The 11,201-nt window shown below is 72.6% G+C and carries 13 protein-coding genes; 5 read left to right on the top strand and 8 right to left on the bottom strand.

What is annotated here, in order from left to right:
• Window positions 1-290: twin-arginine translocase TatA/TatE family subunit (locus tag KUF83_RS10095; RefSeq protein WP_217454269.1), on the bottom strand; the 290-nt coding region annotated here is incomplete at its 3' end.
• 30 nt (window positions 291-320) lie between these two features.
• Window positions 321-896, bottom strand: a complete 576-nt coding sequence (locus KUF83_RS10090; RefSeq protein WP_217454268.1) for a TerD family protein — start codon at window positions 894-896, stop codon at window positions 321-323.
• 79 nt (window positions 897-975) lie between these two features.
• On the opposite strand from KUF83_RS10090, the gene KUF83_RS10085 reads away from it, so the two are divergent.
• Complete coding sequence (locus tag KUF83_RS10085; RefSeq protein WP_217454267.1) at window positions 976-1,359, top strand: BlaI/MecI/CopY family transcriptional regulator; 384 nt, start codon at window positions 976-978, stop codon at window positions 1,357-1,359.
• Window positions 1,360-1,404: 45 nt separating this feature from the next.
• Here the strand turns inward: KUF83_RS10085 and KUF83_RS10080 are convergent, their stop codons facing one another.
• Window positions 1,405-2,349, bottom strand: coding sequence for a sporulation protein (locus KUF83_RS10080; RefSeq protein ID WP_217454266.1), 945 nt, complete (start codon window positions 2,347-2,349; stop codon window positions 1,405-1,407).
• A 56-nt stretch (window positions 2,350-2,405) separates the two neighbouring features.
• Window positions 2,406-2,951 carry a hypothetical protein gene (locus tag KUF83_RS10075; RefSeq protein WP_217454265.1) on the bottom strand — a complete coding sequence of 182 codons (546 nt, stop codon included), beginning with the start codon at window positions 2,949-2,951 and terminating at the stop codon, window positions 2,406-2,408.
• A gap of 350 nt (window positions 2,952-3,301) precedes the next feature.
• Between KUF83_RS10075 and KUF83_RS10070 the strand changes: the two genes are divergently transcribed.
• The 3 genes from KUF83_RS10070 (at window position 3,302) to KUF83_RS10060 (ending at window position 7,474) form a co-directional block, all read left to right on the top strand.
• Complete coding sequence (locus tag KUF83_RS10070; RefSeq protein WP_217454264.1) at window positions 3,302-4,651, top strand: hemolysin family protein; 1,350 nt, start codon at window positions 3,302-3,304, stop codon at window positions 4,649-4,651.
• Window positions 4,648-5,679: a hemolysin family protein gene (locus KUF83_RS10065; protein WP_217454263.1), complete on the top strand. Its 1,032-nt coding sequence runs from the start codon at window positions 4,648-4,650 to the stop codon at window positions 5,677-5,679. The genes KUF83_RS10070 and KUF83_RS10065 overlap by 4 nt, the downstream gene beginning before the upstream one ends.
• 151 nt (window positions 5,680-5,830) lie before the next feature.
• Complete coding sequence (locus KUF83_RS10060) at window positions 5,831-7,474, top strand: serine/threonine-protein kinase (RefSeq protein ID WP_217454262.1); 1,644 nt, start codon at window positions 5,831-5,833, stop codon at window positions 7,472-7,474.
• A gap of 14 nt (window positions 7,475-7,488) precedes the next feature.
• On the opposite strand, the gene KUF83_RS10055 is transcribed toward KUF83_RS10060, so the two are convergent.
• From KUF83_RS10055 to KUF83_RS10045, 3 genes are all read right to left on the bottom strand, one after another.
• Window positions 7,489-8,256, bottom strand: a complete 768-nt coding sequence (locus tag KUF83_RS10055; protein ID WP_217454261.1) for a GAF and ANTAR domain-containing protein — start codon at window positions 8,254-8,256, stop codon at window positions 7,489-7,491.
• Window positions 8,253-9,023: a GAF and ANTAR domain-containing protein gene (locus tag KUF83_RS10050; RefSeq protein ID WP_254643623.1), complete on the bottom strand. Its 771-nt coding sequence runs from the start codon at window positions 9,021-9,023 to the stop codon at window positions 8,253-8,255. The genes KUF83_RS10055 and KUF83_RS10050 overlap by 4 nt, the downstream gene beginning before the upstream one ends.
• A gap of 78 nt (window positions 9,024-9,101) precedes the next feature.
• Window positions 9,102-9,485, bottom strand: a complete 384-nt coding sequence (locus KUF83_RS10045; protein WP_217454259.1) for an STAS domain-containing protein — start codon at window positions 9,483-9,485, stop codon at window positions 9,102-9,104.
• Between the two features lie 601 nt (window positions 9,486-10,086).
• On the opposite strand from KUF83_RS10045, the gene KUF83_RS10040 reads away from it, so the two are divergent.
• Window positions 10,087-10,494 (top strand): DUF5994 family protein, encoded by a 408-nt coding sequence (locus tag KUF83_RS10040; protein WP_217454258.1) that lies wholly within the window; start codon window positions 10,087-10,089, stop codon window positions 10,492-10,494.
• Between the two features lie 39 nt (window positions 10,495-10,533).
• Here the strand turns inward: KUF83_RS10040 and KUF83_RS10035 are convergent, their stop codons facing one another.
• Window positions 10,534-11,151, bottom strand: coding sequence for a GNAT family N-acetyltransferase (locus KUF83_RS10035; protein WP_254643622.1), 618 nt, complete (start codon window positions 11,149-11,151; stop codon window positions 10,534-10,536).
• Window positions 11,152-11,201: the final 50 nt, after the last annotated feature.

The following is an 11,201-nucleotide window of genomic DNA, read 5'->3' as shown; positions in this document are numbered from 1 at the left end:
GCTGCGGGCCCCGCTGCGGGCCGGGCCGGGTCCGTCCGCGCGGGGCCGGACCGGGTGACCGTCTCGCCCCGGATCACCCGGGGGGCCGTCGGCCCCTCGTGACCGCTCTCCGCGCTCTCCCGGCTCCCGCCGTGCCGCGCGGCCCCCTCGGTCTCCTGCGCCGCCCGGGCCTCGGACTTGAGGACGCGGGCCGACCTGCCCGCGGTACGGGCCAGGTCCGGGCCCTTCTTCACGGCCAGGACGACGATGACGACGACGAGGATGACGGCGAGTTCACTCAGCCCGAACATACGGTTCCTGCTCTCCGGGTCCGGCGCTCGTCAGACGCCGACGCCGAAGTCGGACGCGATGCCCGCCAGGCCGGACGCGTAACCCTGGCCCACCGCACGGAACTTCCACTCGGCACCGTGGCGGTACAGCTCGCCGAAGACCATGGCGGTCTCGGTGGCGGCGTCCTCGGACAGGTCGTAGCGGGCGATCTCGGCGCCACCGGCCTGGTTGACGACCCGGATGAAGGCGCCCCGCACCTGGCCGAAGCTCTGGCCGCGGCTCTCGGCGTCGTGGATGGACACCGGGAAGACGATCTTCGCGACCTCGGCGGGCACGGTGGCCAGGTTCACCTTGACGGACTCGTCGTCGCCCTCGCCCTCACCGGTGAGGTTGTCACCCGTGTGCTCGACCGAACCGTCCGGGCTCTTCAGGTTGTTGTAGAAGATGAAGTGCTGGTCGGAAAGGACCTTGCCCGACTCGTCGACCAGCAGCGCGGAGGCGTCGAGGTCGTAGTCGGTGCCCGTCGTGGTCCGCACGTCCCAGCCGAGGCCGACCAGTACGGCGGTCAGGCCCGGTGCCTCCTTGCTGAGCGAGACATTGCCGCCTTTGGACAGGGAAACTCCCACGCTGATCTCCTTGTTGGTACGGACGTACGTCGTGGTGCAGAATCTACAGCACTGTAGAAAATAAGGAAGGAGACAGGACATGACGGACCGGCGACAGCGTCCCCCGCGGCGGGGACAGGGCGAGCTGGAGGCGCAGGTCCTGTCGGCCCTGCGCGCGGCGGACGGTGCCGCCACCGCGGGCTGGGTGCAGGAGCGGCTCGGTGGCGACCTCGCCTACACGACGGTGATCACGATCCTGACCCGGCTGCTGGACAAGGGCGCGGTGACCCGTGAGCGGGACGGCCGGTCCTTCGCCTGGACCCCGGCCTCGGACGAGGCGGGCCTCGCCGCGCGCCGGATGCGCAAGGTGCTGGACGGCGCGCGCGACCGGGACGCCGTGCTCGCCAGCTTCGTGACGTCCCTGGAGCCGGACGACGAACGGCTGCTGCGCGAACTGCTCCACCACCCCGGGGCGGAGAGCTGAGTCCGGCTCCTCGCTCGGCTCCTGCTCCTGTTCCTGCTCCTCTTCCTACTCCTCCCCTTCGAGGAAGTCGCCCGCCTCGTCCACGACTTCGGCCGCCATCAGGCCGCCGGCGACGCCCGCGGCGAGCCCCGCCGCGCCCATGGCGACCGCCGTGCCGGCGCCGGTGACCGACTGCTCGTGCCGGTCGTGCCCGTACGCGGCGTCGGGGTCGTAGGACTCCCGGTGCGCGACCAGTTGCCGGACCCAGCCGTCGACCACGGTGTTCCAGTCCTGGTGCCCGACGCCTTCGTGGGAGACGGTGAACCGTGCGAGCGCGTCGTGGCCGCAGGAGGAGAGGCCGCCGCGCTTGTCCGCCTCCAGGACCACCTCCATGCCGGCGGGGGCGGCGAGGAAGGTCAGCTCGATCTCGTCGACCGCCTGCGCGTACGCGGGTGACGGGGTGAGTTCGAGCTCCTGGTAGAAGGGGAGTTGCTGGCCGGTGCCGCCGATCCGGCCCAGTTCCAGGTCCGCCGACCGGAAGCCGAAGCCGAGTTGCCCGAAGGCCTCCAGGATCGCCTCCTGCGCGGGCCGCGGGGTCACGTGCAGCCGGTCCAGGTCGCCCTTGTCCTTCGCGCCCGCCACCGACAGTTCCGTGCGCAGGCCGAGGACGATGCCCAGCTCCTGCCCGTACAGCTCGGTGACCGGGGTCTCCCACGGGAGCGTGACGGTGAACGGCACGGTCCGCTCCTCGCCCTCGGCGAGGCGGAAGGGGCCGCCGACGGTGAACCGGTCGAAGACGACCGTCCTCCCGCTCTCCCCGTCCGCGTGTTCGGCCTCGGCGCCCGCGACCAGTTCGAGCGTGAGGTCCTCGATGTCGAAGTCCGCGTCGCCGCCCCTGAGCCGGACCTCGCCCGACAGCGTGCCGCCTGGCAGGACGGGGCCCGGACCCAGGACCGTGTCCACCGTGGGGCCGCCCACGCCGAGTGATCCGAGCAGCCTTTTGAACACCATTGAGGGGTCCACTCCTTCATGTGCGGGTGGGTCTTGCTCTACGTACATGTAGAAGGTTAAGGGCGGTCCGTCGTCCCGGAATCCGGTGCCCCCGGGTGCGGGCCGGTGTCGGTGGCCGCGGCCGGTGGACCCTCGGTCAGACTCACCGCCGGGCATCCGAAAAGCCCTGTCAGGACGGACTGTTGACGCTGCGTCAGGACGTTCAGGAACACCACCGCGTCCGCCCCGGAACGCTCGCACAGCGCGGCCAGTTCGCGGACCTTCCCGTAACTCATCAGCGTGCGCGAGGAGTACGGCAGGTGCATCTTCCGCGCCCCGCCGTCCGAGACGCCCCGGCGCTGCACGACCAGCCCCACCACCCGGGCGCCGCGCGCCGTCAGGTCGGCCGCCGCCGCGTCCATGAGCGCGGCGACGTCCTTGCGCTTGGCGGAGAAGTGCCCCGCGACCACGACGTCGGCGCCCTCCAGCACGACCCCGGCCCCTGCGGCCGTCGTGTCCGCGGCGCCCGGCCGCGCCCCGGCAGGGCGAGCGGGGCGGGCGGGCCCGCGTACCGGCCCACGGGCGCGTCGGCCGCGTCGGACACGTCCCGGGTTCTGCTGCACGGACCCACCGTAGGGACCGGCCGTCCGCGGCGACACCCGATTCCAGGGGCCGCGCCCGCCACGGACCGCCCCCCACGGACCGCCCGCCACGGACCGCCCGCTACGGACCGCCCGGGCGTGGACCGCCGTGCCGAGAGCCGCGCTCGCGCTCCGGCTGGTCCCCCGCCCCCGCCGGTCCCCCGCACCCCACTCGCCACTTTGCGATTCCTTTACACTGGGTGCGGCGTGTGGGTACGACCAGCGTGTGAGTACGACCAAAGGAGCAGCGGAAACACCATGGGTGAACCTCCCAGTATCAGCCGTGCCGTCTTCGGCCCGGGACGCGTGCGTTCGGGAGCGGGGGTGGCACGGTGACGGAGATCCTGCTGCTTCTGCTCGCCCTGTCGCTGACGCTCGCCTGCGCGGTGTTCGTCGCGGCCGAGTTCTCCCTGACCACCGTCGAGCGCGGTGACCTGGAGCGGGCCGCCGAGGCGGGCGAGCGGGGCGCCGACGGCGCGCTGAAGGCCGTACGGAAACTGACCTTCCAGCTGTCCGGTGCCCAGCTGGGCATCACCGTCACCTCCCTGGTGATCGGCATGCTCGCCGAGCCGTCGCTGGCCGTGCTCCTCAAGGGGCCCCTGGAGGCGGCTGGCCTGGGCGGCGCGTCCTCGACGGTGGCGACCGTCCTCGGTGTGGTGGTCTCCACCGTCGTCCTGATGGTGGTCGGCGAGCTGGTGCCGAAGAACTGGGCGATCTCCCGCCCGCTGGCCGTCGCGAAGGTCGTCGCGGGACCGCAGCGCGGCTTCACGGCGGCGTTCGGCCCGTTCATCCGGCACCTCAACAACACCGCGAACCGCTTCGTACGCCGCTTCGGCCTGGAGCCCGCCGAGGAGCTGGCCTCCGCACGCGGCCCGGAGGAACTGGTCGCGCTGGCCCAGCACTCGGCCGCCCAGGGCGCGCTGGAGCCGGACTCCGCCGAGCTGTTCGTCCGCACGCTGCACCTGAGCGAGCTGACCGCCCAGAACGTGATGACGCCGCGCGTCGACGTACGGGCCCTGGAGGCACACGCCACGGCCGCCGACGCCGCCAACCTCACGCACGCCACGGGCCTGTCCCGCTTCCCGGTCTACCGCGACAGCCTGGACGAGGTCGTCGGCACGGTCCACATCCGTGACGTACTGGCCCTGGACCCCGGCAGGCGGGCCATGACCCCCGTCACCGAGCTGGCCACGGCACCGCTGCTGGTGCCCGACAGCCTGCCCGCCGACCGCCTGCTCGAACGCATGCGGACGGCCCGCACGATGGCCGTCGTCATCGACGAGTACGGCGGTACGGCCGGAGTGGCCACCGTGGAGGACATCGTCGAGGAGGTCGTCGGCGAGGTCCGCGACGAGCACGACCCCGTGGAGGTGCCCGACCTGCTGCCCGCCCCCGCCTCGCCGGACGGCCGCGCGGTGTGGGAGGCGGACGGCGGTGTACGGATCGACGAGCTGGCCGGGATAGGCCTGCGCGCGCCGGACGGGCCGTACGAGACGGTCGCCGGTCTGGTCGCCACCCGGCTCGCCCGCATCCCGGCCGAGGGCGATGTCCTCGACCTGGACGGCTGGCGGCTGGACGTCCTCGACGTCGAGCACCACCGGGCCGACCGCGTCCGCATCACCGAACCGTCCGACGAGCCGTCCGCAGCGCCGGCCGGCCAGAGCGTGCGGGAGTCCCGATGAGCACCTCCACCACCGTCCAGCTGGCCATCGGCGCGCTGACCCTGCTGACCAACGCGTTCTTCGTCGGCGCGGAGTTCGCCCTGATCTCCGTGCGCCGCAGCCAGATCGAGCCGCTGGCCCAGGAGGGCAACAAGCGGGCCCGGATGACCCTGTGGGGCCTGCGGCACATCTCCGCGATGATGGCGACCGCCCAACTCGGCATCACCGTCTCGTCGTTGGTGCTGGGCGCGGTGGCCGAACCGGCCATCGCCCATCTGCTGGAGCCCGCCTTCGAGGCGGCGCACGTCCCGGACGGGCTGGTGCACCCGATCGCCTTCGTGATCGCGCTCACCGTGGCGACGTACCTGCACATGCTGATCGGCGAGATGGTCCCGAAGAACCTGGCGCTCGCCGCGCCGGTACCGGCCGCCCTGCTGCTCGGCCCGGCGCTGGTGGCCCTCACCCGCGCGCTGAAGCCGGTCGTCTTCGGGATCAACGCCTTCGCCAACGCCCTGCTGAAGCTGCTGCGCGTCGAGGCCAAGGACGAGGTGGAGTCGGCCTTCACGGACGACCAACTCGCCCGGATGGTCGTCGACTCCAGCGAGGCCGGTCTCCTGACGGCCGCCGACGGCGAGCGGCTGCGCGACGCCCTGGAGCTGGGCACCCGCCCGGTCGGCGAGATCCTCGTCCCGGCCCAGCGGATGCGTACGGTCGACGACACCGTGACCCCGGCGCGGCTGGAGCGCGCGGCGGCCGAGGCCGGCTTCTCCCGGTTCCCCGTGACCGGCGGGGACGGCACGCTGCTCGGCTACCTCCACATCAAGGACACCCTCGGCGTCACCGACCGGGACCGTCCCTTCCCGCGGGCGGCCCTGCACCCGGTGACCCGCGTCCGCATCGACACCCCGCTGGACGACACCCTCACCGCGCTGCGGGCCACGGGCAGTCACCTCGCGGCGGTCACCGGCGAGGCGGGCAAGGTCCTCGGCTTCGTGACCATGGAGGACGTCCTGTCGGAGCTGGTCGGACCGTCCCCGGCGGGCGTCTGACCGGCGGGCCCGGCACCGAAGGAGCGGTGGGCGGCATGGCAGGGCAGCCGCCACCGTGCCCGGCGGCCCCTGCGACTATCGTGTCGACCAGGGTCGAACGTGACGTTCGCCGAACACGGATACGGCGTAGAGGGTCGGCGAAGGGCGCGCAGTGTCGGACGAGGGGCGGTTGATCGCCGGTAGGTACCGGTTGATCGAGCGGATCGGCCGTGGTGGCATGGGCACCGTGTGGCGTGCCGAGGACGAGGTCCTCAGCCGCGAGATCGCTCTCAAGCGTCTGCACGTCCAGCACCATCTGACCGACGACGAAGTCGCCACCGTCCACGAACGCACCCGCCGTGAGGCGCGCAGCGCCGCCCGCATCGCCCACCCGAACGTGGTCGTCGTCCATGACGTCGTGGACGACGAGGGACTGCCCTGCATCGTCATGGAGTACGTCCACGGCACCGCCCTCGACGCCGTGCTCAAGGGCGGTGGCGCGGTCCCTCCCGAGGAGGCGGCCCGGGTCGGCCTCGGCATGATCGCCGCACTGCGGGCGGCGCACGCGGCCGGGGTCCTGCACCGCGACGTGAAGCCCGGCAACGTCCTGCTGGACCCCGGCGGCCGCGTGGTGCTGACGGACTTCGGCATCGCCATGGCGACCGGTACCTCGACGCTGACCAGGACCGGCGAGATCATCGGGTCGATCGACTACATCGCGCCCGAGCGGATGAAGGGCGACAAGCCGGGCCCCGCCGCGGACCTCTGGGCCCTGGGGGCGACGCTCTACCAGGCCGTCGAGGGGCGGCCCCCGTTCCGCAGGGCCACGGCGATGGAGACCGCGTACGCGATCGCCGTCGACCCGCTCGCCCCGATGAAGCAGGCCGGGCCGCTCGAACCCCTCATCGAGATGCTGTTGGCGAAGGACCCGCAGGAGCGTCCGTCGGTGGCGGAGACCGAGCGGGCGCTGCGGGTCGTGGCGTCCCGGGCACCGGACGCGGCGCCGGGCGCCACGGGGGAGTCCGCGTGGGCGTCGGCCGCGCCGGGGACGGTGACGAGCCCGACGACCGAGGCGGGCGGCACGCTCACCGACGCAGGGCCGGCACCGGCCCCTTCCACCACGAGGCCTGCCCCTTCCGCCACGAGGCCCGCCCCTTCCGCCACCCCTTCGACCGCCGGCCCCGGCCCCGCCGACGGCGGAGGCGGCGGACGCAGGCGGCGCGCGCTCGTCCGGAGCGCGGTGGCCGTGACGCTGGTCGCCGCCGCGGCGGCGGGCGGGCTCTACGCGGTGTCGGGCGACGACGGACGCGGGACGCGGAGCACCGCGACACCGTCCTCGACCCCCGCGCCCGATGACGGCCTGCCTGCCGTGCCCGAGGGCTACCACCTGGTCAGGGAGAAGACGCTGGGCGTCTCCTTTCCCGTCCCGGACGGCTGGAAGCGCCTCGACAAGAAGGCGAGCGCCGAACAGATCACCTACACCGACGGGTCGGGCCTGGCCGAGCTCACCATCGGCACCGTGAACCCCGCGGGCGAGAACCCCGAGACCCACTTCAAGAACATCGAGGCGAACACCAAGCTCAACTACGGCTCGTACCGGAACCTGCGCATGCTGCGCACCACGTTCCGGGGGAAGCCCGCGGCGGTGTGGGAGTTCACCTTCCAGGGGCGGGTCCGGGCCTTCCGTGCCATCGACTTCGGCTTCGGCGAGGAGGGCGGCACGGAGTACGACATCTACCTCTCGGCACCGGAAGCCCGGTGGGACACGTACCGGCCGGTCTTCGACACGGCCAAGGCGAGCTTCCGCGTCGGCTGACGGTCGTCACCCCGTCAGTCGGAGCGCTCCTTCGACGCGGCCGGTACCGGTGCCGGGATGTCCGCGGTGTCGAAGTCGCCCGCGATGATCCGCGCGGCGAGGTCCACGAGGCGCAGCCGATGGGCTCGCGCGTAGGCGCGGAACACGGCGAAGGCCTCGTCCACGGAGGAGTTCCATCGCTCGGCCAGCACCCCCTTGACCTGTTCGACCAGGATGCGACTGGTGAGCGCCGTCGCCAGCTGGCTGTTCTCGACATGCGACTGCTCCAGCGTGCGCTGCTGGAGGATGGCGATGGTCGCCACGTCCGCGAGGGCCTGGGCGAGCGCGATGTCGGCGTCGCCGAGGTGGTGCGGCGTGGTCTGGAAGAGGTTGAGCGCGCCGACGACCCGGTTGCGCAGGCGCAGCGGCAGCGCGTGGGTGGTGACGTACCCCGTCTCGCGGGCCCGTGCGGCGAACCGCGGCCAGTTCGCCGCCGCCTCCTGGTGCGTCAGGTCGATGTTCGTCCGGGCCGCGCCGCTGTGGTAGCACTCCACGCACGGGCCCTGGTCGTGCTGGAGCGCGAACAGCTCCAGCAGGTGGGTGTGTTCGTCGGACGCGGCGATGATCTGCAGTTCGCCGTACGCGTCCACGAGCAGGATCCCGGCCGCCGAGACGTCCAGCAGCTCGACACAGCGGGTGGACAGCCGTTGCAGCAGGTCGATCACGTCGAAATCCTCGACGAGGGAGTCCGCGACCTCTACGAAGATCTCGGCCAGACGTTGTTCGCGGGCCATGCCGATCATCCCTTTCCACCGTCGGGCGAGTACGGCCCGTTCGTGTCGCCGTCGAAGCCGCCGTCGGAGGCGTCGTTGTCGTTGTCGTTGAAACGGAGCCTGCGGGCGACCACGTCGTCCGCGACCTCGCTGAGGGGACGCTCGCTGCTGTAGGCGTGGGCCCGCAGCCGCAGGATGGCCTCCGCCACGGGCACACCGAGCTGGACGCTGATCATTCCCGTCGCCTGGTGCACGGACGCGCGGTGCAGCCCCGTCGGCCGCTCCAGGAACCAGCCGGGTGCCGCGCCGCCGTTCCCGTCCGCGCCCGGGTTCCCGGGCCCGTCCCGGTTCAGGAACGTGCCGGTCAGCGAGGCGGCCAGGGCCGTGGCGTCCACGCACTGCTGCTCGGTCATGGTGCGTTTCGCGTCGCAGAGCACGGTCAGTACGCCCACCCGGATGGCGCCGATGCCGAGCGGGAAGCAGCAGACCCCGTGCACACCCAACTCCCGGGCGGACGGCAGCAGTACGGGCCACCGTTCGGGCCGTACGGACTCCAGGTCCGGCTCCAGGACGGGTGTCCCGGTGAGCACCGCGTCCGGACCCGGGCCCTCGCCCAGCGTGAACTGGAGTTCCTCGAAACGCGCGCTCACCTCGGGATGACCCCAGAGCGGCTCCGCCGTCCGGCCGAAGCCCACGAGCAGCGACAGCGCGACTCCCTCGGCACCCAGTGCCTGCGCACACTCCCGGGCCGGATCGTCGCGCCTGCCCTGGCGCAGCGACCGGAGCACGTCGGCCATGCCGTCGCTGATCACCGGATTCCGTTCCGCCGCGGCCGGGGCCCCGGGGGGAGGCGCCGACCAGCTTGCATTGTCACCCTACGCGGGTTGGTCCGCCGCGCTGTCCCATTGTTCCCGGCCATCGGCGAGCAGACCCCGCCAGGCGTCCTGGACACTCGCGTACCGGGGGAACCGCCCCGTGACGGCGCCGGCCCGGAACAGCAGACCTATGCAGGGGCGGACGTAGACGACCCGCGCCCACCCGCCCCGCCTGCGGCACTCGTCCCAGGCCGCGCTCAGCGGGTCCAGGACGCTGCCGTCCACGAACGTCACGCCGCTCAGATCGACGATGAGGAAGGGGGGCCCGGAGCCGCGGCGGACGTCCTCCAGGTCCCGGACGAGGCCCGGGGTGGTCGTCAGGTCCAGTTCACCGCGTGCCCGGATCACGCTGCATTCGTCGAACAGGCTTGGATACGGGCCCATGCGCCCCATCTCCTCCGACTGTGGAGCAGCGCCACGGGGGAGCTCTCCGGTGCTTCGACCTGCGCAGGGCCTCTGTTGCGCGGAACGGGACTTCACGGAGAGGGCCGGGGGCACGGGCTGCCGTACGGCGAGCCTAGTGCAGGGAGGGTCCGCCCGCCGTGCCGTCCCGGTATTCGCGGAGGGAGTGCTCGAATCGTTCCGACTCTGCTGGTGAGTGACCGAATCCGGACTGTCCGGAGCCGAAACCGAGAGATCCACGAGGAGGTTGACGTGGACCGCCGCCCCACGAGCCGTCGGTCACGGAAGTCTCCTTGCCCGCGGGCCGAGGTACGGTGGGGGAACCGAGGGCATGTCGTACACCGGTGATCAAGCCGGTCTCGTCCTTGGCGCATGCCGACGCCGGGCCGTTCAGTGCCTGTGGCAGGGCCCGCCCCCCTGAGGGCCGAAACCGTTCCACGTTCCGCCGGTTCCGCACGCGCGCCTGAAGCGGCACGAGACCCTGCCCGCGCGAGCCGTCACAGAAGCAAGCTGTTCCGTTCCGCGGCCCGTCGCGGGCGACCCACCGGCACCACGCACGCGTGCCCCCAGACAGGAGCGCCCCATGACCACCGTCCCGGACCTCGGACCTCCGGCCTCCCAGCCCCTCGTTCGTCTGCGTCTGGCCCCGCACAGCACCCTGCCGCGGCGTATCGACGGGGCGTGGTGGCCCCACTCGCGCGACCTGCTGTCCGAACTCCCGCTGCTGATAGGCGCGTTGCCCCGTACGTGGGGTCAGATCGACGGCGTCACCGTGAACACGGCGATGTGGTCGACGTCGCCCGGCCGGATGCTCGTGGCCAATCACGTCGTACGCCTGAACCGGTCCTCGGTGACGCACAGCAGGCACACCATCCGCCTGCTCGGCCCCGGCCGGGGCCGCTGGGACCTGCTGGTCGTACCTCCGGAGATCGACGCGGTGGACGCGGAGCCGCTGATGGCGGCCGCGTCGGCGCCGGTGGCCACCGTGTAGCCCGACCCGCTCGCACGGGGGCCCTCGGGCGCCGCCGGTTCACCGCGGGGGCCTGCGGATCCATGCCTCGTGCGCCACCGCGTACGGACCGGCGCCCGTGCCGGCACCGGAACCGACGTCCGAGACGGCGCGAGGACCGAGGATCCCGAGCCTCGACCACCCCCAGGCACGGAAGGCCGCTTCCACCGCGCCCCCCGGGCCGCCGCCGTCACGGTCGCCGTCGTCGCCGGAGCGGCTGGAGACCGCGACCACCAGATCGGCGTCGAGCCGCGTCAGCAGCCACTCGACCATGCGCGTGGCGACGCCGAGGCGACGGTGGGCGGGCAGCACCATCAGCTCGGCGAGCAGGAAGGCACGGCCCGAGGCGGTGAGTTCCTCGATGTCCGCGGGCAGCCCTCCGCGGAAGTCCGACCACCACTCGCCGGTACGGGGCACCCGGAACCCGTAGGCGCAGCCGACCAGCCCCGCCGTGTCTGCGACCACCATGTCGAAGCCGGTGTGCTGCACATGCTGCTCGAACCGGTGCAGAAAGCCCTGGCGGTCACGGTATTCCTCCCCCGCCACGCCCCGGTATGCCGTGACGTGCACGTCCGCGACGGCGTCCCGCTGCTGCTCGGCCTGCCACCGGGACAGTCTGCGCAAGTACACCTCTGCCATACGGGCCTCCCCCGGCCGTGGGACGGGTGTCCCCGGACCGGCATCATCAC

The sequence above is a fragment of the Streptomyces sp. BV286 genome (genome assembly GCF_019090165.1).
Taxonomy (GTDB): Bacteria; Actinomycetota; Actinomycetes; order Streptomycetales; family Streptomycetaceae; genus Streptomyces.
This window is presented reverse-complemented; position numbering and strand designations above follow the sequence as displayed.